General features: G+C 67.8%; 20 protein-coding genes and 2 pseudogenes. 12 read left to right on the top strand and 10 right to left on the bottom strand.

Annotated features, from left to right (window positions below; translation table 11 throughout):
- Positions 1–153: 153 nt before the first annotated feature.
- Both QMG86_RS17565 and QMG86_RS17560 read left to right on the top strand, forming a co-directional pair.
- Entirely contained in the window at positions 154–1746 is a 1593-nt protein-coding gene (locus QMG86_RS17565) for a succinic semialdehyde dehydrogenase (protein ID WP_281873360.1), read from the top strand.
- A gap of 96 nt (positions 1747–1842) precedes the next feature.
- Complete coding sequence (locus QMG86_RS17560) at positions 1843–2328, top strand: glutathione peroxidase (RefSeq protein ID WP_281873359.1); 486 nt, start codon at positions 1843–1845, stop codon at positions 2326–2328.
- A 170-nt stretch (positions 2329–2498) separates the two neighbouring features.
- Here QMG86_RS17560 and QMG86_RS17555 read toward each other — a convergent pair whose 3' ends face one another.
- From QMG86_RS17555 to QMG86_RS17545, 3 genes are all read right to left on the bottom strand, one after another.
- Positions 2499–3863, bottom strand: coding sequence for an NtaA/DmoA family FMN-dependent monooxygenase (locus QMG86_RS17555; RefSeq protein ID WP_281873358.1), 1365 nt, complete (start codon positions 3861–3863; stop codon positions 2499–2501).
- A 19-nt stretch (positions 3864–3882) separates the two neighbouring features.
- The gene (locus QMG86_RS17550) at positions 3883–4929 is read right to left on the bottom strand and encodes an LLM class flavin-dependent oxidoreductase (RefSeq protein ID WP_281873357.1); all 1047 of its coding nucleotides are present in this window, start codon (positions 4927–4929) and stop codon (positions 3883–3885) included.
- Between the two features lie 168 nt (positions 4930–5097).
- The gene (locus QMG86_RS17545; RefSeq protein WP_281873356.1) at positions 5098–6549 is read right to left on the bottom strand and encodes an MFS transporter; all 1452 of its coding nucleotides are present in this window, start codon (positions 6547–6549) and stop codon (positions 5098–5100) included.
- 225 nt (positions 6550–6774) lie between these two features.
- On the opposite strand from QMG86_RS17545, the gene car reads away from it, so the two are divergent.
- Positions 6775–10278, top strand: a complete 3504-nt coding sequence (car, locus tag QMG86_RS17540) for a carboxylic acid reductase (protein WP_281873355.1) — start codon at positions 6775–6777, stop codon at positions 10276–10278.
- 3 nt (positions 10279–10281) lie between these two features.
- Here the strand turns inward: car and QMG86_RS17535 are convergent, their stop codons facing one another.
- Together QMG86_RS17535 and QMG86_RS17530 are read right to left on the bottom strand one after the other, a co-directional pair.
- Complete coding sequence (locus QMG86_RS17535) at positions 10282–11793, bottom strand: sulfatase-like hydrolase/transferase (protein WP_350356411.1); 1512 nt, start codon at positions 11791–11793, stop codon at positions 10282–10284.
- Between the two features lie 330 nt (positions 11794–12123).
- Positions 12124–12810 carry a TetR/AcrR family transcriptional regulator gene (locus QMG86_RS17530; protein WP_281873353.1) on the bottom strand — a complete coding sequence of 229 codons (687 nt, stop codon included), beginning with the start codon at positions 12808–12810 and terminating at the stop codon, positions 12124–12126.
- Positions 12811–12961: 151 nt separating this feature from the next.
- Here QMG86_RS17530 and QMG86_RS17525 point away from each other — a divergent pair, with 151 nt between their 5' ends.
- Positions 12962–13909: an NAD-dependent epimerase/dehydratase family protein gene (locus tag QMG86_RS17525; protein ID WP_281873352.1), complete on the top strand. Its 948-nt coding sequence runs from the start codon at positions 12962–12964 to the stop codon at positions 13907–13909.
- A 421-nt stretch (positions 13910–14330) separates the two neighbouring features.
- On the opposite strand, the gene QMG86_RS17520 is transcribed toward QMG86_RS17525, so the two are convergent.
- The 3 genes and pseudogenes from QMG86_RS17520 to qcrB form a co-directional block, all read right to left on the bottom strand.
- Positions 14331–14621 carry a hypothetical protein gene (locus tag QMG86_RS17520; RefSeq protein ID WP_281873351.1) on the bottom strand — a complete coding sequence of 97 codons (291 nt, stop codon included), beginning with the start codon at positions 14619–14621 and terminating at the stop codon, positions 14331–14333.
- 273 nt (positions 14622–14894) lie between these two features.
- Positions 14895–15659 carry a potassium channel family protein gene (locus QMG86_RS17515; protein WP_281873350.1) on the bottom strand — a complete coding sequence of 255 codons (765 nt, stop codon included), beginning with the start codon at positions 15657–15659 and terminating at the stop codon, positions 14895–14897.
- Positions 15660–16130: 471 nt separating this feature from the next.
- Positions 16131–17737 (bottom strand): annotated as a pseudogene (qcrB, locus tag QMG86_RS17510) (cytochrome bc1 complex cytochrome b subunit).
- 287 nt (positions 17738–18024) lie between these two features.
- Between qcrB and QMG86_RS17505 the strand changes: the two are divergent.
- Positions 18025–19221 (top strand): L,D-transpeptidase, encoded by a 1197-nt coding sequence (locus QMG86_RS17505; RefSeq protein ID WP_281873349.1) that lies wholly within the window; start codon positions 18025–18027, stop codon positions 19219–19221.
- Here QMG86_RS17505 and sigJ read toward each other — a convergent pair.
- The gene (sigJ, locus tag QMG86_RS17500; RefSeq protein ID WP_281873347.1) at positions 19198–20094 is read right to left on the bottom strand and encodes an RNA polymerase sigma factor SigJ; all 897 of its coding nucleotides are present in this window, start codon (positions 20092–20094) and stop codon (positions 19198–19200) included. The two genes, QMG86_RS17505 and sigJ, sit on opposite strands and share 24 nt — an antisense overlap.
- Before the next feature lie 134 nt (positions 20095–20228).
- Between sigJ and QMG86_RS17495 the strand changes: the two genes are divergently transcribed.
- From QMG86_RS17495 to QMG86_RS17485, 3 genes are all read left to right on the top strand, one after another.
- The gene (locus tag QMG86_RS17495) at positions 20229–20813 is read left to right on the top strand and encodes an NADPH-dependent FMN reductase (RefSeq protein WP_281873346.1); all 585 of its coding nucleotides are present in this window, start codon (positions 20229–20231) and stop codon (positions 20811–20813) included.
- Positions 20814–20823: 10 nt separating this feature from the next.
- Positions 20824–21291 carry a YybH family protein gene (locus tag QMG86_RS17490; protein ID WP_281873345.1) on the top strand — a complete coding sequence of 156 codons (468 nt, stop codon included), beginning with the start codon at positions 20824–20826 and terminating at the stop codon, positions 21289–21291.
- Positions 21292–21469: 178 nt separating this feature from the next.
- Positions 21470–21907, top strand: coding sequence for a Zn-ribbon domain-containing OB-fold protein (locus QMG86_RS17485; RefSeq protein ID WP_281873344.1), 438 nt, complete (start codon positions 21470–21472; stop codon positions 21905–21907).
- An 816-nt stretch (positions 21908–22723) separates the two neighbouring features.
- On the opposite strand, the gene QMG86_RS17480 is transcribed toward QMG86_RS17485, so the two are convergent.
- The gene (locus tag QMG86_RS17480; protein ID WP_281873343.1) at positions 22724–23212 is read right to left on the bottom strand and encodes a hypothetical protein; all 489 of its coding nucleotides are present in this window, start codon (positions 23210–23212) and stop codon (positions 22724–22726) included.
- Between the two features lie 625 nt (positions 23213–23837).
- On the opposite strand from QMG86_RS17480, the gene QMG86_RS17475 reads away from it, so the two are divergent.
- The 4 genes and pseudogenes from QMG86_RS17475 (at position 23838) to QMG86_RS17460 (ending at position 26369) form a co-directional block, all read left to right on the top strand.
- A complete protein-coding gene (locus QMG86_RS17475) occupies positions 23838–24752 on the top strand; it encodes a D-alanyl-D-alanine carboxypeptidase family protein (protein WP_281873342.1) in 915 nt (304 codons plus the stop codon).
- Between the two features lie 144 nt (positions 24753–24896).
- A pseudogene (locus QMG86_RS17470) lies at positions 24897–25079 on the top strand (TetR family transcriptional regulator); the annotation flags it as partial.
- Between the two features lie 134 nt (positions 25080–25213).
- Positions 25214–25441, top strand: coding sequence for a hypothetical protein (locus QMG86_RS17465; RefSeq protein ID WP_281873341.1), 228 nt, complete (start codon positions 25214–25216; stop codon positions 25439–25441).
- 112 nt (positions 25442–25553) lie between these two features.
- A complete protein-coding gene (locus QMG86_RS17460) occupies positions 25554–26369 on the top strand; it encodes an NAD(P)H-binding protein (RefSeq protein WP_281873340.1) in 816 nt (271 codons plus the stop codon).
- The last annotated feature ends 149 nt before the right edge of the window (positions 26370–26518 follow it).

Raw genomic sequence — 26518 nt, 5'->3', positions numbered from 1 at the left:
GCCGACGAGTGAACCGGAATTCCGCACCGGCGGCACGGTAGGCAGGGCGGGCCGGGGCGAATACGATGAATCCAAAACCGGAACGTGTTCTAATTCAGTCGCACGGCCCGGCCCGGTACCTGCGGGGATGCCCGACGTCATGGAGAAGATCCGATGAGCACAGCACACACCGAGAAGGCGGCGGGCACGCTGCCCGCCAGGATCACCGCAGAGCTGATCACCCGGCTGACCGGTGCGGTCGCCGCCGACGGCAGCGCGGCGCCGTTCGAGATGCTCGAGGTCTACACCGGCGCTCCGGTCGGTGCGCTTCCGCAATCGACACCGCAGGATGTCCTGGACGCGTGCGCCGCCGCCCGGACGGCGCAGGCCGAGTGGGCCGCGCTGCCGCTTCGGCAACGGCTGCGGGTGTTCGAGCGGCTGCACGAGCTGATCCTCGGCGAAGTGGAGACCATCGCCGACCTCATCCAGATCGGGTGCGGCAAAACCCGCCGGATGGCCGTCGAGGAATCCTGCGACGTGCCCATGGTGATCAGCCACTACCTCAAGACCGCGCGCCGGGTGCTGCGGCCGAAACGGCGCGGCGGGCCGATGCCGCTGCTGACCACGTCGACCGAACAGCACCGGCCCAAAGGGCTCGTCGCCGTGATCGCCCCGTGGAACTTCCCCTTCGCCATCGCCCTGTCCGACGCCATGCCCGCGCTGATGGCGGGCAACGGCGTCGTGCTGAAGCCCGACAACAAGACCGCGCTGTGCGTGCTCTTCGGCGTCGAGTTGCTGCACCGGGCCGGGCTGCCCCGCGGGCTGGTCCAGGTGGTGTGCGGTGAGGGACCCGATATCGGCCCGACCCTGATCGACAATGTCGATTTCGTCATGTTCACCGGCTCGACCGCCACCGGCCGGATCGTCGGCGCGCAGGCCGGGCGCAACCTCATCGGGTGCAGCCTGGAGCTGGGCGGCAAGAATCCGATGATCGTGCTCGCCGACGCGAACCTGGACGAGGTGATTCCCGGCGCGGTGTTCGCGGCGTTCGCCAACTCGGGGCAGGCGTGCATGCACATCGAGCGGATCTATGTGCACCGCTCCATCCACGACGAATTCCTGCGCCGGTTGGTCGCCGCGGCGGCGGAGCTGAACGGAAAGATCGGCGGCAGCTACGATTACGTCCCCGAATTCGGATCCCTCGTCTCCCCGCAGCAGCTGGAACGGGTCGCCGCCCATGTCGAGGACGCGCGGTCCAAGGGAGCCACCGTGCACGTGGGCGGGCAAGCGCGTCCCGATGTCGGTCCGGCGTTCTACGAGGCCACCGTGCTCACCGGCGTGACCCCGGAGATGACCCACGCGACGCTGGAGACCTTCGGCCCGGTAGTCACCGTCTACCCGTTCGACGACGAGCAGGAGGCGGTGCGCCTGGCCAACGCCACCGATTACGGCTTGAACGCCAGCGTGTGGACCCGCGACCTGGCGCACGGCGAGCGTGTCGCCGCGCAGTTGCAGGCGGGCAACATCAACATCAACGACGGTTTCGTCGCAACCTACGCCGCCAAGGGCACGCCCTCCGGTGGCGTGAAGCAGTCCGGCGTCGGCACCCGGCACGGCGACCAGGGCCTGCTGAAGTACACCGACACGGTGAACGTCGGCGTGCTCAAGAAGCAGGTACTCGCCGCACGGGCGGGCCAGCCCTACGACAAGCAGCTGAAGATGACCTTGCTGTCGCTGCGGCTGATGCGCCGCACCAGGTTGCGCTGAGCCCGGTTCCCGCCGCCGACCGACGACGGTCACTGGCCCGGCCGATCCGGTAGCGTGGCCGCCGGGGTGGGTCCACGGAATCGAGAACGGATACCTATGAGCCTTCGAGAAGTTCCGCTGCGCACGCTGTCGGGCGAGCCGACGACCTTGGCCGACCTGGTCGGCGACCGCGCCGTCCTGCTGGTCAACGTGGCCTCGAAATGCGGACTGACGCCGCAGTACTCCGGGCTGGTCGAACTGCACAAGTCCTTCGGCCCCCGCGGTTTCAGCGTGGTCGGCGTGCCGTGCAACCAGTTCATGGGCCAGGAACCGGGCACGGCGGAGGAAATCCAGGAATTCTGTTCCACCACCTACGGCGTCGATTTCCCCTTGCTGGAGAAGACCGACGTCAACGGCGAGCAGCGCCACGCCCTCTACCAGCAGCTGGTGGAAACCCCCGACGCCGAAGGTAGCGCGGGCGACATCCAATGGAACTTCGAGAAATTCCTCATCGACCGCGAGGGCAAGATCGCAGGCCGTTTCCGCCCGCGCACCACCCCGGACGCGCCGGAACTGGTCGCCGCCATCGAATCCGTGCTCTGAGGTAGTCACGACGAACAGCCGGGGCCGCCGTCCGCTCGAGACGGCGGCTTTGTTCAGCGGCGAATGCCGGCAACGAACCTCGTCATCTTCGATCGCCAAGTGGTTGAGGGGGCACATCGCTGCGGCGAATTGCGAGTAAGCCTCTCGATGGTGTGCCACTCGCGGGATCGTCAGGAGCGGTGGGTGAGGGGAGCACGGAGGCCGAGGTGCTCGCGCAAGGTGGTGCCGGTGTACTCGGTGCGGTAGACACCGCGTTCCTGGAGTTCGGGGACGAGCCAGTCCACGATTTCGTCCAGGCCGGTCGGGACCAGGTACGGGGAGATGTTGAAACCGTCGCTCGCGCCGTGGCGGACCCAGCGGGCCAGTTCGTCGGCGACTCGAGCGGGGGTGCCGGCGAAGCCGGAGCGTTCGGTGGAGGCGATCACTACTTCGCGGAGGGAAAGATTCTCCGCCTCCGCCCTGGCTCGCCAGTCGCGGGCGATGGCGGCCGGGTCTTGGCCGGAGCGCGGTGCGCCACGGGTTTCGGAGATCGGGCGCGGCTGCGGGTCGTCCGCGGGCAGGGGGCCGTCCGGGTCGAGGCCGGACAGATCGCGGCCCCAGATCTGGCCGGCCAGCGACAGCGCGGTCTGGCCGGTGTACTGGCCGTTCTTCACCCAGCGCACCTTCTCCTCGACCTCGGATTCCTTCTCGGCGAGGATGATCTGCGTGCCGGGCAGGATCCGGATGTCGTCCTCCGGGCGGCCCGCCGCGCGCAGGCGTGCGCGGATGTCGGTCGCGAAGGCGAGCGCGTCGTCGAAATGCGTTCCGTGCCGGGAGAAGATCACATCGGCGTGCGCCGCGGCGAAATCGCGACCTGCCGGTGAATCGCCCGCCTGGAAGATCACCGGATGCCCTTGGGCGCTGCGCGGCAGCGTGGGGGTGATCCGCACGTCGAAGTGGGGACCGGTGCGCACGACCGGGTGGATCGCCTCGGCGCTCGCCCACGCCGGGCTCTGCTGCGACGTCGCGATCGCGCCGTCGTCCCAGGCGTCCCAGATCGCCCGCACCGTCGCGACGAACTCCGCGGCGCGCTCGTACCGCAACGCGTGGTCGAGGAATCCGCCGCGCCGGAAGTTCGCTCCGGTCCAGGCGTTGTCGGTGGTGACCGCGTTCCAGCCCGCGCGGCCGCCGGACAGCACATCCAGGCTGCCCAGTTTGCGCGCCAGGTCGGCGGGCTCGTTGTAGGTGGTGTTCTGGGTCGCGACCAGGCCGATGTGCCGCGTGATGCCCGCCAGCGCGGCGAGCTGGGTGATCGCGTCGGGGCGGCCCGCGATGTCCAGTTCCAGAATCGCGCCGTCCTGCTCGCGCAGCCGCAGGCCCTCGCCGAGGAAGAACGCGTCGAACAGCCCGCGCTCCGCGGTCAGCGCCACCCGGCGGAAGGTTTCGAAGTCGATCTGCGAGCCGCTGGCCGGGTCGGACCAGATCGTGGTGTGGTTCACGCCCTGGAAGAAGACGCCGAAGTGGACCTGGGCGTCGGGACGCGGGAAGTCGGTCACGGAAACGATCTCCTGACGATCAGCGCGTGGTCGCGTAGCGGTTGGCGGGACGGGGCAGACCGAGATTGGCGCGCAGTGTGGAACCGGGAACGGGCCGGTGCGCGACCCCGGTGCGCAACAAGGCGGGCAGGACCTCGCGCGCGAGCACGGGCAGGTCCTCATCGATCACGGCCAGGTGCAGCCGCACCCCGTCGAGGTGGGCGCTGAGCTCGGTCAGCAGAGCGGTCAGTTCCGGCGCCGCACCGGAGAACGCGAGCCGGCCGGGGGAATCAGCGGCCGCGCCGAATCGCCGCGCGGCCGGAACACCGGAGACGTCCAAGGTGACCTCGACCTCGGCGAAGACCAGCGCATCCTCCGCCGAGCGCACCGCGGTCCCGGCCTCGACCGCCGCCGCGACCGAATCGGCGGCGACGAACCGGACGTCGACCTCCCCTTCCGCGCCGAACACCACCGGTTGGCCCTGGGGCGGGCGCGGCACGATGGCCGGTCCTTTCACCGCGAAGGTCTCGCCCTCGAAGTCGATGTAGTGCAGTTTGGTCCGGTCCAGGAAGCGGCCGCTGGGGTAATCGCGGATGACCGCGTCGTCCTCCCAGGAATCCCAGAGGCGACGGGCCACCTCGATCGAATCCCGTTGCTCGCGGGCCAGTTCGGCGTCTCCAGTGACCGGCGTACGCCCCCACGCGGCGGCGGCTCGCGCGTCGTCGACGCGCTCGGCGATCCAGCCGGCCCGCCCGCGCGAGGCGTAGTCCAGCGACGCCACCTGCGATGCCGTGTGGAACGGTTCGGCGTAGGTGGTGGCGACGGTGGGAACCAGCCCGATCGTGCTGGTGGTGGCCGCCACGAACGACGCCCGGGTCACCGCGTCGATGCGGCCGGATATCTCGTGTCCCGGCAGGATCGAGTCGGCGAAAGTGGCCAGGGTGAATCCGGCGTTCTCGGCGGCGGCCACCCGCCTGCGCACGGTGTCGCCGGTGAGCAGGCGGTCCGGTGCGTGCGCCGCCCGCCGCCACGCCTCGGGGCGGAATCCCTCTCCGTCGAGTTCCACGCCGAGCGCGAAAACGCCCATCCCGCACCTTCTTTCATCCCGCGAACCATGCGCGACAACGGTGGTCCGAGCCGGGCACGATCCGGCTCGGGCCACCGGTGGCGCACCCCTGGCGAGCATGCGCGGCGGGGCGGCGATACGCGATGGTTTGCGTCGCGATGATTCGAAGGTTGTCGAATGGCAGGCGGGCTACCGCGCGGCGCGGGCCGCGAACGCCGCGGCCACGAGGACGGTGACGCCTTCCGCGATCGCCGTGCCGCCGAGGGCGTGCGCCGCGCTGGTCACCGTGCTGCCCGCCAGTCCGAGGAACAGCGACCCGAAGGTGGCGATCCCGACCACGATGCCGAGTTGCACGTTGGTCACCAGGATGCCGCTGGCGTCGGCCGCCAGGGTCATCGGCACCTTGGCCAGCGTGCGGGTCATGAGCGGACTGAAGGCGATGCCGTTGCCCGCGCCGCACAGGCCGAGCAGGGTCAGGGCCAGCGGCCCGAGCTCGGCGCCGTCGCGCAGCAGTGCGCCGAGAGCGACCATGCTCACCGCGCCGAGTACGAGCCCGAGCGGGATCATCGTCGCGTGGAACCGGGCCGGGACGCGCTCCCAGTTGAGGCTGGCGACGGCGAAGGCCACACCGAGCGGAACGAACAGCAGACCCGCGTGCAACGCGCTGTAGCCCAGCGTGCTCTGCAGATGGATCGCCATGACGAACATCCAGCCGCCGAAGGTCGCCATGATCACGAACAGCGCGACCGCGGCGGGGACCAGGCCGGGCGCGGTGAGTACCGGCCGCGCGAAGAGGGGTTCGCCGCCACGGGAAGCGACGATCCGTTCGATCACCACGAACGATGCGAAGCCGAGCACGCTGACGGCCAACGCGATCCACGACCACAACGGCCAATCCAGCTCCCGTCCGAGCACCAGCGGCAGCACCAGCAGCAACACCGACGCGGTGAGGGTGGCCAGTCCCGGCAGGTCGAGCTTGCGCTCGAGGCGCTGGGCCGAGGACGGCAGGATGCGCGGCGCGGCGACGAGCAGCGCGAGCCCGATCGGCACGTTCACCAGGAACACCCCGCGCCAGCCGCTGCCGAACAGATCGGCGTTGACGATCAGACCGCCCAGCACCTGCCCGGCGACCATGCCGCCGGAGATGATCGCCGAGTAGACGCTCAGGGCCCGCGCGCGGGCGTCACCGGTGAAGGTGCGCTGGATCAGCGTCATGATCTGCGGCACCATCGCCGCCGCGCCGACGCCTTGGGCGAAACGGAAGACGATCAGCGCGGTCTCGTTCCAGGCCAGACCGCAGGCCAGCGAGGCCACGGTGAACAGCGCCAGCCCGGCGACGAACGCGCGCCGCTGGGTGAACCGGTCACCGAGCCGTGCGCCGGTGACCAGCAGGACGGCGTAGGCGATGACGTACCCGGCGACGATCAGCTGCAGGGCCGCGCCGCTGGTGTGCAGCGAACCGCGGATCGAGGGGATCGCGACGTTGACGATGGAGGAGTCGAGCACCGCCATGAACTGGCCGGTGAGGATGACGATGAGGACGGCCAGCGAACGCCGCGCTCCCAGCGCGGCGGGCGGAGCGGCCGGAGTCGCGGCGGGCGTCGTTGCCGCCGCCGGCCCCGGCGATATGGTCTGTGTCATGCATCGAGGCTGCGGTGCGCCGGGCACCGGTAACAGGAGCCCGATGACACTGGTACCGGCAGCACCAGGCTGAGGGTGTCCCGCAAGGGAATTGCGGAACCTTTGGGACATTTCCGGCATTGTGTCCAGTGTCACAGACACATGCGGCGGCTATCACCTGACCGAAGTACTTAGGCGAGCTAACGTGTTTGGGGAAGGCGCGTTCCCGGACCAAAGGAGGTCGTCGTGGCATCTGAGACACGCAGGGAGCGGCTCCTGCGCCGCATCGCGCGGCTGTACGCCGAATACGACGACATCCGCAACGCCACACCGCGTGCGGAGGTCACCGAGAAGGTTCGCGAATCCGGCGTGGGGCTCGCGAAGATCATCGAGACGGTCATGGTCGGTTACGCCGACCGGCCCGCCCTCGGCCGGCGCGCGACGGAACTGCGTACCGGCGAGACCGGCCGCACGACGCTGGCGCTGCTGCCCGAGTTCGACACCATCACCTACGGCGAACTGTGGGAGCGCGTACGCGCGGTGGCCGCGGCGTGGCACGGTGACGCCGGCCATCCGCTCCGGGCGGGCGACTTCGTGGCCATCCTCGGTTTCACCAGCAGCGACTACACCACACTCGATCTGGCGTGCATCCACTTGGGCCTGGTCGCGGTTCCACTGCAAGCGAGCGCGCCCGTCGCTCAGCTGACCGCGATCGTCGGCGAGACCGCGCCCCGCGTGCTCGCCGCGACACCGGAACTGCTCGACGCCGCGGTGACCTGTGCGTTGGCGGAGTCCGGACCGCGACGGCTGGTCGTCTTCGACTACCACCCGGGAGACGACGACCAGCGCGCGGCGTTCGACGCGGCTCGCGCCCGGCTGGCCGATGCGGGCAGCCCGGTGGTCGTCGACACCCTCGACGAGGTGCTCGCGCGCGGCAGGTCGCTGCCGCGGGCGCCGCTGTTCGCCGCCGAGCCGGGCGAGGACCCGCTGGCGCTGCTGATCTACACCTCGGGAAGCACCGGAACACCCAAAGGGGCAATGTACACCCAGCGGCTGGTCGCCCGGAGTTGGGTGAACCGGCCCGAGGTCGCCGCGATCAACCTCAACTACATGCCGATGAGCCACGTGGCCGGTCGCGGATCGCTGACCGGCGTGCTGGCGCGCGGCGGCACCGCGTACTTCGCGGCCAAGAGCGACATGTCGACGCTCTTCGACGACATCGCGCTCGCGCGACCGACCGAGCTGTTCTTCGTTCCGCGCGTGTGCGACATGATCTTCCAGCGTTTCCGCAGCGAGGTGGAGCGGCGCGACGCACCGGGCATCGACCGGGCCGCGCTGGAGGCAGAGGTGAGAACCGAACTGCGCGAGCATTTCCTGGGCGGGCGCATGGTCGTGGCGATCTGCGGAAGCGCTCCGGTGTCGGCGGAGATGAAATCGTTCGTCGAGTCGGTGCTCGACCTGGAGCTGCACGACGGCTACGGGTCCACCGAGGCGGGTGGCGTGGTCGTCATCGATGGACGGGTGCAGCGTCCTCCGGTGCTCGATTACAAGCTCGCCGACGTCGCCGAGCTGGGCTACTTCCGCACCGACAAACCCCATCCGCGCGGCGAGCTGCTGTTGAAGAGCACCACCTTGATCTCGGGCTACTACAAGCGGCCCGAGCTCACGGCCGAGATCTTCGACTCCGAGGGCTTCTACCGGACCGGCGACATCGTCGCCGAGCTCGCCCCGGACCACCTGGTCTACGTCGACCGCCGCAACAACGTGCTGAAACTGTCCCAGGGCGAATTCGTCGCGATCTCGCGTCTGGAGGCGGTCTACGCGACCAGTCCGCTGATCCGGCAGATCTTCGTGTACGGCAGCAGTGAACGCGCCTACCTCCTCGCCGTGATCGTGCCGACCGAGGACGTGCTGGGCTGGGGTGACACCGACAAGATGAAGACGGCGTTGAGCGAATCGCTGCGACAGCTCGCCAAGGACGCCGAACTGCAGTCCTACGAGATCCCCCGGGACTTCCTGATCGAGCCCGAGCCGTTCACCGCCGCCGACGGATTGCTCTCGGGCATCGGTAAACTGCTGCGTCCCAAGCTGAAAGAGCGTTACGAGCCGCGGTTGCGGGAGCTGTACGACGAGCTGGCCGCCGGGCAGGCGAACGAGCTGCTCGACCTGCGCCACACCGCGCTCGATCGGCCCGTGCTGGAGACGGTGAGCCGCGCGGCGAAGGCCGTCCTCGGCTGCGCGGAGGCCGACCTGCGCCCGGACGCGCACTTCACCGATCTCGGCGGCGACTCGCTCTCGGCGCTGTCGCTGTCGAACCTGCTGCACGAGATCTTCCAGGTCGAGGTGCCGGTGTCGGTGGTGATCAGCCCGGCCAACGGCTTGCGCGAGGTGGCGGACTACATCGCGGCCGAGCGCGCTTCCAGCGGGCGGGGCGCTACCTACGCCGCGGTGCACGGCGACGGCCCGCAGGTCCGCGCCGCCGACCTGACGCTCGACAAGTTCCTCGACGCCCGCACACTTGCCGAGGCACCGGCTCTGCCACGCCCGTCCGCGAGCCCGCGCACCGTGCTGCTCACCGGCGCGAACGGTTACCTCGGGCGCTTCCTGTGCCTGGAGTGGCTGCGGCGCATGCACGACAGCGGGGGCACCCTCGTCTGCCTGGTCCGCGGCTCGGACGCGGGCGCGGCGCGCCGGCGCCTCGACAGCGCCTTCGACTCCGGAGACCCCGCGCTGCTCCGCGATTTCCGAGCACTGGCCGCCGAGCATCTCGAGGTGATCCCCGGTGACATCGGAGAGCCGAACCTGGGCCTGGACGACGCGACGTGGCAGCGGCTGGCCGAACGCGTCGATGTGATCGTGCATCCCGCCGCGCTGGTCAACCATGTGCTGCCCTACCGGCAACTGTTCGGCCCCAACGTGGTCGGCACCGCCGAACTGATCCGGCTCGCCCTCACCACGCGGCTCAAGCCGTTCACATATCTGTCCACGGTCGCCGTGGCCGCGCAGATCGATCCGGCCGTCTTCGCCGAGGACGGCGACATTCGCCGGATCAGCCCGGTGCGGGCGGTGGACGACAGCTACGCCAACGGCTACGGCAACAGCAAGTGGGCGGGCGAAGTGCTCCTGCGCCAGGCCAACGACCTGTGTGGGCTGCCGGTCGCGGTGTTCCGGTCGGACATGATCCTCGCCGACCGCCGTTACGCGGGTCAGCTCAACGTGCCCGATATCTTCACCCGGCTCCTGTTGAGTCTGATCGTCACGGGTATCGCGCCGTTCTCCTTCTACCGCACCGACGCGGGCGGCAACCGCTCGCGCGCCCACTACGACGGCCTGCCCGTCGATTTCACCGCCGAGGCGATCACCGTGCTCGGCGCCTCGGCAGCGACCGGTTTCCAGAGTTTCGATGTGCTCAACCCGCACGACGACGGCCGCTCGCTCGACGAGTTCGTCGACTGGCTGATCGCCGCAGGCCATCGGATCGAGCGGATCGCCGACTACGACGAGTGGGTCACCCGGTTCGAGACCGCCCTGCGGGCGCTTCCGGAACGACAGCGCCAAGCATCCGTCCTGCCCTTGCTGCACGCCTATCGGCGACCGGCCCCGGCCGTACGCGGCTCGGCCCTGCCCGCGGAGAAATTCCGCTCTGCGGTCCGAAGCGCGAAAATCGGTCCAGAACAGGATATTCCGCAGATCTCCCGGGAACTCATCGAGAAATACGTCACGGATCTGCGGCTGCGCGGCTTGGTGTAGGAGCTAGGACGGTCGCGGCACGGCATCCAGCAGGGCGTTGGCGATGCGTTCGGCTTGGACCAGGATGTTCGTCTGCGCCGATATGTAGTCGCCGATGCCTTGTTCCTGGGCCGCCTGCAGATACGGCGGCAGCGGCTGTTGGATCTCGGTGCGGATGACGTTGTCCAGCAGCGCCTCCATCTCGCCCCGCAGCGGATTTCCGGTCGCGGCCTGGTTGTCGAGTTCGAGCCGGCCGCCGTCGGTGCTGTAGTCGTAGAGTTCGAATTCCTGTTGTCGCGCCGGATCGATCTGGATCCGGCCGTGCACCCAATGGGAATACGACGCGAACTTCGCGTCGGCGGTGCGCACCATGGCGACATGACCGGGCGCGTCCTGGTTGAACAGGATCGCGGCTTCTTCGATCGAAGCCTCGTCGGTCGTGTGGGCGACCCACGGCCTGCCGGTCGCCCCCGGGTTACGGCAGAGCGCGGCGATGTCCAGACGTCCGCTGAGATGTTCGTACCGTCCGTCGCTGCGCCAGTCATCGCCGCCGGTGCCGATGGTGAGCAGCAGGGGTGTGAAGTCGACGCTGGAGGTGAGTTGATCCCTGGTGCTCGTCCCGTCCACCGGGCTCAGGTAGCCGCGCGGGTCGTGGACATAGAGCGGGACGCGCAGCGCCTCGTCGTAGGCCGCGCCGCCTTTACCGTGCAGGCCGTGCGAACCGGCGTAGTCGCCGTGGTCGGAGGTGAAGACGACGACGGTGTTGGCGGCGACGTCGGGACGCGACTGCAAGGTGTCGAGCACCCGGCCGATCTGGATGTCGACCTGCTGCTGCGCCCACAGGTAGAGGTTGCGCATCTCGATCCAGGCCTGCAAGGCCTCCGGCGTCCCGTAGGGCGCCGCGCCGAACGCCACCGCCGAGACCTCCACCAACGCCATCTGCAAGCGCGGCTTGCGCGACAGTTGTTCGAGCGATTCGAAATTGGGCGGCAACTCGTTCATCCACCGCGGGATGTCGGCGTTGAACTGGTCGCGCCGGGTCCAGCGCGGCCACCACTGGATATCGTGCGGGTTGACCAGCGACACCGTCGTACACCATGGCGCGTTGCCCGAGTCGTTGTGGAACCAATCGGCGAATTGATCGACGATCTTCGGATCCGCTTGCAAGCCCTGCCCCGGCGCACCGTTCGGGGAGGGATAGGTGCCACCGTGGAAACCGTAGGCTTCGAGGGCTCCGGGTGTGCGGTCCGGATAGCTGCCGAGATGCCACTTACCCCAGTAGGTGGTGTCGTAGCCGTGGTCGCGCAGCATGGAACCCCACGTCGGGAACAGGGGCGACAATGTCGACTCCGACACGACCATGACCCCGGTCTGCTGTGCGTAGAGGCCGGTCAGCAGGCAGCCGCGTGCGGGCGTGCAATCGTTGGCCGCCGTGTAGTGATTCTCGAACGACACACTGCCCCGGCGGATCCGGGCGATGTTCGGCAGAACGGCGTCCAGCGTCTGCTGATCCGGGAACCAGACGGGTGTGCGCATCTCGTCCACGATGATCACCAAGATGTTGGGCTTGTCCGGATCGGTGTCCGCCCGCGCCCGGCCCGGAGCGGCCCCGGTGGACACGGCGGCCGCGGCTGTCGCCGAGGTGGCCGCACTGGTCAGAAATCCCCGGCGAGTGAACGAGCTCGGCAATGTTCCTCCACGAATGAGTGATGTCCGTCGGGCGAATGGAACGCGGAGAATCTCGGTGCTGTCACCGTAGCGCCGCCGGGCGCGCGGCAGCCGCACTCCGGTGCGGACACGCCGCCGTGCCGACGTCACGCAGGAGCCGGCCGGACCGTAACCAGGCGGTGACGGCCGGAAGCCGGATTACGGCAGGCCCACCAGATCGGCCATGACGTTCATGTGGTGGCCGAAGTAGTCGGCGCGTGCGTCGATGAGGCCGTGCAGGCGGCCGAAGATCTCGAAGTTGATCAGGCCGAACAGTTGAGTCCAGCCGACGAAGACCCGGTCGAGCACGTCTTCGGGCAGGTCGGAGGACTGCTGCTCGATGAGCCGGCGCAAGTCGGCGTGGACGGGCGCGGGGAGCGGCGTCGAAAGCGGCAGTGGGGTCAGTTCTTTCGCACCTGCCCGCGCGATGGCGGCCAGCCGGAGGACCACGGCCGCGGCCGGGGCGATCGTGTCCTCCGGCGCGGCGTAGCCGGGCACCGGACTGCCGTAGAGCAAGCCGTATTCGGCCGGATGGGACAGCGCCCATTCCCGGACGGACGAGCACACCGCAATCCATCGGCCACGCAGATCGGCGGCGGGTGGTTTCGCGTCCGCGGCTTCGGCCTCGGCCGCGAGCGCCTGGTACGCCTCCATGATCAGCGCGGTCAGCAGGTCGTCCCGGCTCGGGAAGTACCGGTAGAGCGCGGACGCGACGATGCCCATATCGCGGGCGACCCCGCGCAGGGACAGATTCGCGCCATCCACCGCCAACCGTTTGCGCGCGACCGCCTTGATCTCCTCGATCATCTCGGAGCGGACGCGGGCGCGCAGTGACTGGGCGGACATGTCTCCCAGTTTAGGGAACAGGCGACGAGTGCAAGAACGAAGTACCCGTTTGTGAACAGTGTTCTTGACTCGGATAGGTGTTCTGGCTTAGGCTCGAGTCTCGAAAGAGAGCAATGTTCTCCAAAAGTCGCGCCAAACAGGTTGGATTGCCATGTCCCTGCACGTCGTTGTCGGAGCCGGTCCGGTCGGATCGGCCACAGCCCAACTGCTCGCCACACGGGGGATCCGGGTGCGCACGATCACCCGGCGCGGATCCGGCCCAGACCACCCGCTGATCGAGCGCGTCGCCGCCGACGCGGCCGACGCCGCGGCATTGATTTCGCATTGTGCGGGCGCGGATGTCGTCTACCAGTGCGCCCAACCTCCCTATCACCGCTGGGCGACCGACTTTCCACCGCTGGCCGCCGCCGCGTTGCGAGCGGCGGAAGCGACCGGCGCCGTGCTGCTGAGCGTCGGAAATCTCTACGGCTACGGACAGGTCGACGACCCGATCAGCGAGCGTCTTCCGCTGCGGCCCAACAGCGTGAAGGGCCGGGTCCGGGCGCGGATATGGGCTGAGGCGCTGGGCGCGCACGAGGCAGGCCGCGTGTGCGTCGCCGAAGTGCGCGGATCGGACTACCTCGGCGCGGGGGCGAAATCGGCTTTCACCATGGTGGCGTTGCCTGCCGTGCTCTCAGGTCGCCGAGTGTGGTTCCCGGCGGATCCGGACGCCGCGCACAGCTGGACCGACGTCGGTGACACCGCCCGGACGCTGGTCGCGGTCGCCGACGACGAGACGGCCTGGGGGCGAGCGTGGCACACGCCGACCGCGCCGCCCACCTCCATCCGCGAACTTGCCGGGATGGCCGCGACGGTGGCGGGCGCGCCGCCCGCGCGAGTGAGCCGGATGCCCGCCGCGGTGCTGTGGGCCGCGGGGCTTTTCGAGCCCAACGCCCGCGAGATGCGTGAGTTGCGCTACCAGTTCGATCGCCCGTTCGTCATCGATTCGTCCGCCGCGACCGCGGCGTTCGGCATCGAGCCCACACCCACCCTGGAGTCCGTGCGCGCCACGATCACCGCCCTTCGGGCGGAAGAAGAACAGGCGGTGGCGAACGCATAACCGGGAGGCCTGTGCTCGTCGTCGGCCAGCCGGTTCAGCGGGCGGGGCGCGAAGCCGCCGTCCGGGGAAACCATCCGTGGCGGTCGAACAGCCCGAAAGCCAGCCACTCCCGGTCCGCGGCGGCATGGCCATACACCGTCCCGGAGGCGGTGGGCCCGGCTGTCGTGCCGTCCGGCGGGATCGCCGGACGGCACGAAGCTGGTGTTCGAGGAAGCCGCGCACGCAGAGCGCGGCGTGCTATCTCCTCGCAGAAAGATAGACGGAATCATCAGGGTTCATCGCCATAGCTACCCCACTACAGCGAATGGATAGTTGAATCCGGCAATTTCACTGCAATAGCGAGAGCACGCTACTGCGCAGCGGCACAGAAGAAATCCGTACCCGGGAGAATCGGGCGAAGCGGTGATCTCTCGAGGCCGGATCAGGCGGCGGGCTGGGGCTGGTTCAAGTCCCGGACGCCGGTGATCGCATCGATGATGTTGACGATGGCGGAGGTGCCACCGTCGAGGGCCGAGCTACCGGAGTCCAGCATGGCGGAACCGGAGGACGAGCCGGCCGAACCCGTGGACGAGCCGCCGTCGGCCGAACCCGAGGCCACGCCGGCGGAGCCGGTGGCGGGGGAGTGGGCGGCGGAGGCCACCGCGACCGGGCCGAAGAACAGGGCGGCGGCGGAGATGGTGCCTGCGGCGGCAAGGGCCTTGCGAGAGAACATATGCGGAGCTTCCTTTCACGGCTGGATAACGACGCCATCACGACGTGCACCAGCAACGTTAGGAAAAAGAAATCAGCAAAGCCACTTCTCTCCTTGTGTGAATAATCACCGTTAATAATGAGCTAACAAGATATTGTGGGCAAGTAACACAATTTGATCTTCACCTCGGAGGAATTTCGGGACGATCCTCGCGATCCGGGCAGGAAGGCCGGTGCGACAGTGCGCCGAGCGCGGCGGTCCGGACCCCTGTGAACCGGCTCGGTGATCCGCTGCTCACTCGGCCGGCACGGTCTCCGGCCCGATCGCCGTGGAGCGCAGAGCGGCCACTTCGGCGCGCAACGCTTTGATCTCCGCGACGAGTTCGGTGATCTCGCGGTCGGTGTTCTCCACATTCGTCTCGACGCTTTTGAGCTGATCCATCACCCAGCTGGTGGTGGTGCCGATCGCGAAACTGATCAGCCCGATGCCCAAGGTCATCAGAATCAACGAGATCAAACGGCCTTCGGTCGTCACCGGATACACATCGCCATAGCCGACGGTGGTTACCGAGACCATCGACCACCACAGTGCGTCACCGAAATTGTGAATCTTGCTGTCGGGCGCCCCGAATTCGGCGTCGAAGAAAGCCAGACTGCACAGCAGCAGAAGCAGCAGCGAACTCGCCCCGACGAACACCGCGAGCCTGGCTCTGGTCGTCGTGTTCCGGTTCAAGGTGCCGATCACGAGCATGGCCGCCCGCAACAGCCGCAGTGGGCGAAGCGGTGGCAACAGCACGATCAACAAATCGACCGGGTGGGTACGCAGAAATCGCGAACGGTTGCCCGACAGCCCCAACCGCACCGCGAAATCCAGCGCGAAGGCTGCCCAGATCACCACGTCGACCCGCGTGAGCCAGGCGTCCAGACGAGGTGAGGCCCCGGTATCGAGAACCTGCCAGGCGTAGACGCCGAGGAACGCGACGGCCAGCACCATCAAGGGAATGCCGGTCGTCCGCTCCCACGACTCCCTGCGGGTGAAATCGGCATGTGTCTCGTCCATCGAATCACCTGTGTCGCTCGGCTGCAGCGTCGGCGACACCGCAGGTCCGGCCGCTGAACCTCTCGAAAGAGAACGGCCGTTCTCCGGCTGATTCTCACACGAAACCCAGGTCACCGTACCGACCACGGTCGGCATTCCAGCGCCGAGCCGGGCTGCCGGCAACGTTGTAGCCACCGATGGCTGTGTTCGATGAGCGGCCGATCGGCAGGCGCGACAACGCCTACTTTCCGGCTCGCGGATCGGGCGGCCTCGTGTGGGCGCAGATCACCTCGTAGGCCCGGACGGCGTCCTCGGGGAAGACCAGAACAAGCAGGCGATGGCGCCGACCGCGCCGGTGGGTCCATCCCACAGTCGAACGGATCCCGTTCGATCGCAGGGTGTCTCTGACCACGTGACCTGCGTAATCGCTGGCAACGGTGGCCGCGGGGACCAGCAGGCCGTAGTCGTCGGCGTGCCTGACCGGGCGCCGTCTCATCGTTCGCCGTCGCGGCGCCGCTGGTATTCGCGGAGAACGGCCAGTTGTCTGCGTTCTTCGGTGTGCGCGGTCGTCACGAGGTGTTCCGCTTCGGGCGCCGGATCCGGTCGCAGGAACGAGCCCGGTCCGGGCTTGCCCGCCGACCCCAATTTGTTCATCTTCTTCGGTACCGGGGCGGCTTGGTACTCGAGCGGAACCGGGTGCCCGTGGTCGTCGACCGGACCCAAGGGCTGGTGCATCTCGATGTATTCCCCGTGCGGTAGGCGTTTGACGACACCGGTCTCGATGCCGTGGGCGAGCACCGCGCGATCGCTGCGCTGCAGGCCCAGGCACATCCGGTAGGTCAGGAAGTAGGCCATCGGCGGGCCCAGCAGCACCGCGATGCGGAAGAACCAGGTCGTCGCGTTGAGCGAAATGTGGAAGTTCAACGCGATGATGTCGTTGACACACGCCAGCGTCAGCACCACGTAGAAAGTGAGGGCCATGGCGCCGATCGCGGTGCGCACCGGCACGTCTCGCGGGCGCTGGAGCAGATTGTGGTGCGCGGTGTCCCTGGACAGCCGCTTCTCGATCCACGGGTACACGATCAGCACCACGAGCACCAACCCCATCGCCAGCGCGACCCAGAAGGCGGCGGGCACGGTGTAGTTGCCGATGTACAGCTCCCAGGGCGGCATCAGCCGGGCCATGCCGTCGGTCCACATCAAGTAGAAGTCCGGCTGCGAACCCGCCGACACCTGCGACGGGTTGTACGGACCCAGGTTCCAGACCGGATTGATCTGGAACACCCCGCCCATGAACGACACTGTCGCGAGGGTGAACATGAAGAATGCGCCCTGGTCGAGGGAGAACACCGGCACGATCCGCGTGCCGACGACGTTGTTCTCGGTTCGGGCCGGTCCGGGGAACTGGGTGTGCTTCTGATACCAGACGATTCCGATGTGTGCGACCACCAGCGCGGCCATGATCGCCGGGAACAGCAGGACGTGCGTGATGTACAGACGGGGGATGATGATGTCGCCGGGGAAATCGCCCGCGAAGATCAGCCAGTGCAGCCACGTGCCCACTACGGGAATGGACATCGTGATACCCGAGAAGGCCGCGCGCAGACCGGTACCCGACAGCAGATCGTCAGGCATCGAATAGCCGAAGAAGCCTTCGAACAGCGCGAGGATCAGCAGCAGCGAGCCGATAACCCAGGTGATCTCGCGCGGGCGGCGGAACGCGCCGGTGAAGAATATCCGGCACATATGCACGATCATCGACGCCACGAAAAGCAACGCGGTCAATGATGTACCTGCCGTACGAACAATCCGCCGCGGACCTCGAAACTGAGATTCAGCGTCGACTCGTAGGCCCGCGACATGGTCACCCCGCGCAGGGGCTGGTACGCGCCGTCATAGACGACCTCGGTCATCGAAGGGTCGAAGAACAACGTCAGATACACGCCCGACAGCAGCAGGATGATGAAGCTGTACAGCGCGATCTCCCCGAGCAAGAACGACCAGTGGGTCGGGAAGACCTTGTTGATCGAGCGCTTGACGAAGGCGGAAGCGCGGTAACGCTGATCCGCCGCATCTGCGCCCCGTAGCACGGTGCTCATAACTGGCAAGACCTCCCGGTCGACGACGACGGCTGCCCATAAGACAGTTCGGGCCGCCGATTTCTGACAGGGTGTGATGGAAATCACAATCAGCCGGTCGCGTCACCGGATCGCGCGGGTTTGCCGACCGCCGACGGCCGTTTCGGGAGCATCCGGATCGATCGAGGAACGGTATCGGTTGTGCGGCGGATCGGTGGAGATGCTGGTCGTCGGTGTCACGGGGACTTGCAGCTGCCGCATGCTGACGGACGGAGGTCGACCCAGCACCCGGCGAAGGGAGATGGACGGTGGCATTGGGACGTCGTCGGCTGCTGATCGGCTTCGCGGGTGCGGGTGGTCTCGCCCTGGCCGGATGGGGGTGGTCGCGAGAAGTCGCGCCCCCACCCGAACCTGCCACAATCCGATTCGATCCCCCACCCGGGACCCACGATGTCGACGCGCGCAGCCCCGGCACGATCACCGTCACCGACGGGACGCTGCGGTCGGTCGAATGGATCGATGAGACGGGCAGATCGCTGCCGGGCGCATCGGCACCCGACCATCGGACCTGGACCAGTACCGAACCACTCGGCTACGGCCACACCTACACCGCGAAAGCCGTGGCTCACGGCGACACCGGCGACGTCACCGCGACGACGACCTGCACAACGGTGCGACCACGACAGCTGGTCGACGTCTCCCTCCGCTCCGCGAACCTCGTCGAGCTGGCCGAAAACGACACCTACGGAGTGGGTTTCGTGCTCGTCGCGCATTTCGACGAACCCGTCGATCGAGCCGCCGTGGAAAGCCACCTGAAGATCACCACCGAGCCTGCCGTCACCGGTGCCTGGTACTGGCTCGACGATCAGAACGCGCACTGGCGGCCGGAGCACTACCACGCCCCCGGAACCAGGATCACGATCGAGGCCGAACTGTTCGGCCGCGCGCTCGGCGAGGGCCGCTACGGCGCACGTGACCGACGGGTTTCGGTGATGATCGGGCCCGCGCACGTCGCGATCGCCGACGACAATTCCAAACAGATCGAGGTCTTCGACAACGGAAACCTGGTGCGCACCATGCCGACCTCGATGGGCATGGGCGGCACCGCGGTGGTCGGCGGCAGAGTCATGTCGTTCTGGACTCGCCCCGGCATCTATACCGTGCTGGACCAGAAAAACCCGGTGATCATGGACTCCGCCACCTACGGCCTGCCCACCAACTCCGCGCTCGGCTACCGCACGAGCATCGACCACGCGGTCCGCATCAGCCACGACGGGATCTTCGTGCACGCGTTGGCCGCGAGCATGTGGGCTCAAGGCAACACCAACGTCTCACACGGCTGCTTGAACCTCTCCCCGGACGACGCCGCATGGTTCTACGACTTCGTCATCCCCGGCGACGTGGTCGAGGTCCGCAACACCGGTGGCGACCCCCTCGATATCTGGCAGAACGGCGATTGGAGCATCCCGTGGGCCGACTGGCTATCCGGTGGCGCCCACCCATAGCCGCAGTTTCTCCGGATTCCGGATCGCCCAGATGCGAGTGATCCGGCCGTCGGCGATGTCGAAGGCGTAGACCGAGACGATGGTGCCGTCGAGCTGTGCTACCAGGCCGGGCTGGCCGTTCACGGTGCGCTCCAGCAGGGTTACCGCGGGGCCGCGCGCCGCGATTTCCATCCAGGCGCGGGCGATCTGCTCGCCGCCGTCGATCGGTGCGAGGAACGCCGGTGCCAGGCCGCCGCTGTCGGCCGTCGCGGTCGCCCGTGGATCGAGCAGGCCGATCAGCGCCTCGATGTCTTTCGTCTCCCAGGCCCGTTTGAAGTTCCTGACCACCTCGGCGCGCTGGACTGCGGACGGACCCTGTGCCGTGCGGATGCGGCGGCGGGCGGAGGAGGCGAGCTGACGGCAGGCCGCGGGGGTACGTCCGACGACCTCGGCGACCTCGGCGAAGGAGTAGCGGAACACGTCGTGCAGGACGAACGCGACCCGCTCGGCGGGCGTCATGGAATCCAGCACGACGAGAAAGGCCATGCTGATCGACTCGTCGAGAGTGATCCGGTCGGCGGGATCGACGGGGGCGGGACCGTCGAGCCATTCGGACCGGCCGGGTATCGGCTCCGGAATCCATTCGCCCACGTACTGTTCCCGTCTGGCGCGCGCCGAGCCGAGCAGATCGAGGCAGATCCGGCCGGCGACCGTCGTCAACCACGCGCCGGGCGCCGCCACCTCCCGCCGCTGCCGCTCGGACAATGCGTACCAGCGCGCGTAGGTCTCCTGCACCACATCCTCGGCCTCGGCCAGGGAGCCGAGCAGCCGGTAGGCGAGATTGATCAGCTGACGACGTTCGCTGATCACCGCGGGCAGGTGCGGGTCGGTCATGCTCGGCTCCTTCGGTCTGTGGGCGCTCACCGAAATCGACGAATCAGCGACCCGATTTGTGAGGCGGCCTGACATTCCGGACAGCTGTGTCGTCGGTAGGTCGTGACACTGTCAGCAAAGCAGGAGTGGGAAAAATGACCAGAATCGGCATCATCCTCGGCAGCACCCGGCCCAACCGCAAAGGCCCGCAGGTCGCGCAGTGGGTGCTGGATACGGCATCGCAGCGCGGCGACGCCGAGTTCGAACTGGTCGATCTGCGCGACCACCCGCTGCCCCATCTGGACGAGCCCGTGCCGCCGATGTTCGGTCCATCGACCCATGACCACACCCGCGCCTGGGCCGAGCGGATCGCCCCGTTCGACGGCTTCTTGATGGTGACCCCGGAATACAACGGCGGCGCCCCCGGGGTGCTGAAGAACGCCATCGACCACCTGTTCGCGGAATGGACCGACAAGGCGGTCGGCTTCGTTTCCTACGGCGTGAGCGGCGGCGCCCGCGCCGTGGTGCAGCTGCGGACGGTATGCGGCACGCTGGGCATGGCCGACGTGGGCTATCAGGTCGCGCTCTCGGTGCTCACCGATTTCGAGAACCACACGACCTTCACACCGCGCGACCACCATGTCGCGGCCTTGCACAAGACGCTGGATCAGGTCCTCGCCTGGAGCGCCGCGCTCGCGCCGCTGCGGGCGGGCGCCGAAACCACGCTCATCGATTCCTGAGGAGCCGACCATGACCGAATCCGACGACTTCCAATCACCCGCCGACCGCATCGAGGCGGATGACGCCGAGCTCCGCCGGCAAATCGACAAGGTGGTCGAAGCACTGCGAGCCAAGGATCTCGAAACACTGAAGCAGTGCTACACAGCCGACGTCGTGTCCTTCGATGTCGAGCCGCCACTCCAGCATGTCGGAATAGCGGCGAAACTGGAGAACTGGGCGAGAGTGTTCTTGTTCTTCGCGAGTGTGACCTATGAGGTTCGCGATCTGACGTTCACCGTGGGCGGTGACGTGGCATTCGGGCACGCCTTCGCTCGTCTGAGCGGCACACTGCAAGACGGAGCGGCAACGACCGGTATGTGGGTCCGGGTCACCTACGGCATGCGGAGGATCGACGGCACCTGGTTGATCGCCCACGACCAGGTCTCGGTGCCGCTCGATATCCCGAGCGGCAAAGGTGTGGTCGATCTCGAGCCCTGACGGGGCGCCGAGATGATTACCCCGGGTCAGTGGGCGGAAATGCCACCCGCGCGCTAGGTGCCGCGGCGGGCGCCCGGAAAAAAATAGGTATGTCGTAGGTAATTCGACCGTCGCCGCGACGCGCCGACCGGACCACTCTGGAGGGAAACCTACCGGCACTCTTTCGCGGAGGATCGCAATGTACGCACACGATACGAAGGACGGCGCGACCGTCGTCGGCGACGGCATCGCCGAGCGCGCGAATGACACGTTGATGATTCGCCGCTGCGCGAGCTGCGACAAGCTGCTGGCGCCGATCACGGCCGGGTGCTCGTCGTGCGGATCCGACGACCTCGTGCGCGTACCGTCGTCCGGCGGCGGTTCCATCGTGTCGTGGCGGGTAGTGGATCGGGCTCCGTCCGACCGGCGCGGCGAACTGGTGCCGTTGACGATCGCCATCGTCGAACTCGACGAGGGCCCGTGGGTCTACACCTCCATCGAAGGGGACATCCCCCCGATCCAGGGAGACACGGTGCGCGTCCACTTCCAGCCGCATCCCCGGGAAGACCGGTTTCCCGTGTTCACCGTCTGCGCCGAGCCGCGCGACACCGAACATCGGTGCTCGTCTTCCCGGTGATGGACGGATGCAGGAGCCCTCGGCTGGAGAGGCCGACAGCCCCCGCCGGTCGTTCTTCGAAGCCGAGGCAGTTGCTCGGCGAGCCGTGCCGGTTGGCGGATCGCGGAACATCCGGGCCCGAGGAGGGCGGATTCGAGGGTTCTAGAGTCGTGCCATGGGAATTCGCGACGGCGATCGTGCCGTAGACGTCCGGGACGTTGTGGCCGCGCAACTGCCCGACTATCGGATCGACTCGGTAGCGCTGCTCGGGGAGGGGGAGGACAACGTCGCGCTCTGGACATGGCATTGGACAATTACCGGACCAGTGCGCACGCCTTGCGGGCGATCCGGGCGCGTGCTGCTTTCTATGCCAGGTGCAGCGTGCTGGAGGATATGGCTTACGGGCTCGAGCACGGGCTGCGGAGGTATCTCGACAAGAGCCTCGCGGCACTGACTTGGCTGTATCCGATTCCAGCCCACTGGCAGCAGCGGTAAATCGACGGCGTGAACGGTGGTGGAGAGCCTGAGCGGGGGCGCCGAGCCGGCCTGGCTCGGCGCAACCCGGTCACTGTGGTGGAGTACGACGGGCGGATGTGGCTGATGGAGGTCGTTTCCGCAGGCAGTGGCGACCTACGTTCGTGAGATCAGGTAAGGACAACGTCGTGCCCCGCTTGACGCCGCTGTCGAATCGCCTCGTAGCCGACCCGAAGGCGCTACGGTCCGAGTTGGGTGCACGGTGCCCACCCCCTGCGGGTGCCCACCCACCCGGGGGGTGGGCGCCCTCCACCCCCCGGGGCCCCAAAGGGGCTCATGTGGGCTCGGCCTGCACCGATTCGGTCAGGCCGGCACCCCCGCGCAGTCCCACGCTTCCACCGGGTCGCGGGAATACCAATGCCCGGTCCATTCCCGCCCTGCCTCGAGGGCTGCGTAGAACTCCTCGTCATCGGGCAATTCCGGACCATGGGCGTAGACGACGCCGGGACGGTCCCCGTGGAAGCGGCGCGCCCGCTCCACCGCGCGAGCCGACCGCTCGGCGAGATAGGCGCGTTGCGTGATCAGCCATTCCTCGCTCGTGCGAACTCCCGGACCGCCGTAGTCCAGCGGGTAATGCGATTGGTATTCCAACCGCGCCAACTGCTCACCCGCGTGTTCATACAGCCACACGATCCACCCCGGAACCTCCGGCTGTGCGGCCAGCGCACGAACAGCGAATCCTGCACGCGCGGTCGGGCTTTCCGGATCACGCCGCGACGCGGCGGCGACACGAGCGACCGCCGCGAAGTCGATGCTGCTCCGCTCCCGATCCTTCCGATGCCTACCACCCATAGCCGATAACTCTAAAGCTCGGCGGCGGTCGGCGACCAGGATTTGCTCCAAGTTGGCCCGCGACCGGCCGCCGCGGTCTCTCTGCCTACCGATGCCTACGTGAGAAACGAAGCCCCGGCCCGAAGTTCGTCGATCGGATGCGCCCGGCAACCCCCGCTTCTGCGGCTACGCATCCGAGGCGGACACCAGGGTGTCGGAGCGGCCGGCCAACAGTCTGTGGTGGGCTGCCGGTCCAGCACCCCCGCAGCGCGATCCGTTCGCGTTCCTCGGCGACGCTCGGTTGGTCGGCTTGTGGACGCTATTCGGCCTGGTGCGCACGGTGATCCAGACATTCTTCCACTGCCGACGCGCGCCCGAGATGGTATGAACTCCGGTAACCTGGCCGCGCGAATTCCTCCACCTGAAGGGGGATTCGCGGCGCAGTCCAGCACCTGCCGGTAAGCCGGGAACATCACCCGGCACGGGTACTGCGAACACCTCGTCATGCCGAGGGAGCGGCCCCACGCGACACCCCTCCGGTCCCGAGGATGCTGGATTAGCCGGTTGCATGCTGTCGCTGGAGCGGCACCTCAATTCGGACGGTGAAATCCCGCTGATCGGCGGAGGCACACGGCAGAATGCGGCTATGCGTACATTTGCCCGGTTGTTGCGGTGTGTCGTATTCGGGGCGCTGATCGTGGTGGCCGGTCACAGCGTCGTGGCCGCTCCCGCCGCAGGAGAGGTCCATCTTCGGTTGCCCTGGCTGACTTCTGAGCCGGACGGAGTGCGGGCGTCGGGAGCCATATTGGCGGACGGGATCACGGGCACGGTGCTGTGGTCCCGGCAGCCGCACACCTCGGTCCCGATAGCCAGTATCACGAAGGTGATGACGGCACTGGTCGTGATCAATGCCGGCGACCTCGACCGAGTCATCACCGTGCCGCGTGAAGCCATCGCCTATTGCACCGAGCACGACGGAAGCAACGCGGGCCTGGTCCTCGGCGAGGTGCTCACCGCACGACAACTCCTGTACGCGATGCTGCTGCCGTCCGGCTGTGACGCCGCCTACACCCTCGCCGAAGCCTACGGGCCCGGCCAAGACGGCTTCATCGCCGAGATGAACGACACCGCGCTTCACATGGGCCTGGCAGGAACACATTTCACCGATCCGAGCGGACTTCCCATCCCCACCGACCACTCCACCTACTCCACCCCGGCGGACCTGCTGGCACTCGGCCTGCGCGCGATGAGTCTGCCGGTGTTTCGTGAGATCGTCAGCGCGCAGAGCTATCACGTGCCCGCCGGACCGGGCAACCGCGCTCACCTCTGGCAGACCACGAACCGGCTGCTGCGCGACTATCCCGGCACAGTCGGCATCAAAACCGGATGGACCGACGCCGCGGGAACGTGCCTGTTGTTCGAGACCGTCAGGGCGGGAATACCGCTGATCGGTGTGGTTCTGCACAGCTCGGCCGACAGCGACGTCGCCGCGAAGGACGACGCCGAGCGCATGTTGAACTGGGCCTACCACCCGATCCTGAGCGTGCTGCCGATCGGTTAGCGCCGGGAGACCGGCTCGGTGACCCATGGATCAACCGAGCGGGCACGGCGCGACCGCCCTCCGCCCTCGTGTCGGCCACGTGCCCCCGGTTGCGATCAGTTCGGGGGCCGCGACGAGTGTGCCGCGCCGTGCTCGAACATGGCCGTGGACTGGGCAAGGGCGGGCATCGACGACGACCGCCTCGATGAACTCGTCGAACACATGCCGCGCATCGTGCAGTCCTTCGTCATCGACCCCGGCCGTCCGCCCCGCTCCGGTGCCGGGTTACGCCGCAACCTCGCCACCTGGGTGGCGCCCGCGGTGCACCACCACACCGAGCGGCAGTAGGCCCAGGACAGCTTTCTTGGCGTGCGACCGCCCGAACTGGGTATCACGTCTGCGCAGCGCAAAAGGCGAGCGTTCGGAAATCGCGGTACGCCACTGCGACATGGCAGCGGCCCGGAGGATGGGAGGAGAGCGTCATGGCGGCGCGACACCGTACCTACCTCGTTCGTCTCGACCCCTGCCTACGCGACGAAAGTGCGACACCGAAGGGGGTTCGAGGCGCGTTCTTCGACTGGCTGCAGACCGTCGACGCCGAGCCCGTCGAACTCTGCGGCGCCGATCGCGTCGTCATCTTGTGCTCGTCGGAAGCCGCCGACCGCATCCGCGACCTCGAGTACGTCCTGGATGTCGAACAACGCGCCTAGCCGCCTGTGCCGAAACCGGAGCCCGGGCAGACATCGACGCCGGCGGCGCGGCTCCTGGGCGCCTCAGGGTGCAGGATGGGTTGTTCAGCGATCCACACCGGAGAGGGTGCAGATGACCATCCTGGTAACCGGGGCCACCGCAAACATCGGCCGCAAGGTTGTCGACCACCTGCTCGAATTGGGAGCCACCGATATTCGCGCGCTCACCAACAACCCGCGGAAGGCCGCGCTTCCGGCCGCGGTGCAGGTGGCCGAGGGTTACTTGCGGCGACCGGACACCTTGCCCGCCGCGCTTTCAGGGGTAGAGCGGATGTATCTGGCGCCCACACCCGACAGCGTCACCGAGGTGCTCGCGCTGGCCCGCGCGGCCGGTGTGCGGCACGTCGTCGACCTGTCCGGTGAACCGGAGAGCTGGTGGGGCAGCGTCTGCACGGCTGTCGAGGACAGCGGCCTGGCCTGGACTCATCTATGGCCCGGCGATTTCATGGAGAACACGCTGATCTGGTCGCGCCAGATCCGCGAGACCGGTGCGGTGCTGGAGCCGCGGCCCGACGCCGCGAGCGCACCGATCGCCATGGACGACATCGCCGCCGTCGCCGCCACCACCCTGCTGAGCGACACTCATCTCGGCCGGGCCTACCCACTGGCGGGACCGGAGATCCTCACCCGCACCGATCTCGTCCGACACCTCGCGGAGGCACTGGGCCGCGACATCACGTTCCGGCAATCCACGCGCGAGGACACTATCGCTGCGCTTACCCCCACCATGGGCGACACCGCAACGTGGTACGTCGACAACGTCCTCACCAGTTTCGACGTGCCTCCTCAGGCCCTGCCCGTCACCAGCGTCCAGGATGTCACCGGCCGACCCGCGACAACCTTCGCCCGCTGGGCCGCCGACAATGCCCCGCGTTTCACTGCCGACTGACACCACGCTCACCGGCAGGGCGTTCGCCGACCGCCTCGCCCCACGCACCATGAGAATCCACCCGAAACGCCCCGCACCGTGGGGAACACCGGAGCGGCGAAATCGATCCACCGGCAGACGTGCCACACCGAAGCCGGGCCCAGCACCAG

It is taken from the genome of Nocardia sputorum (assembly GCF_027924405.1).
GTDB lineage: Bacteria > Actinomycetota > Actinomycetes > Mycobacteriales > Mycobacteriaceae > Nocardia > Nocardia sputorum.
Note: the sequence above shows the minus strand (reverse complement) of the source record. Positions and strands in the feature narration are given on the sequence as shown.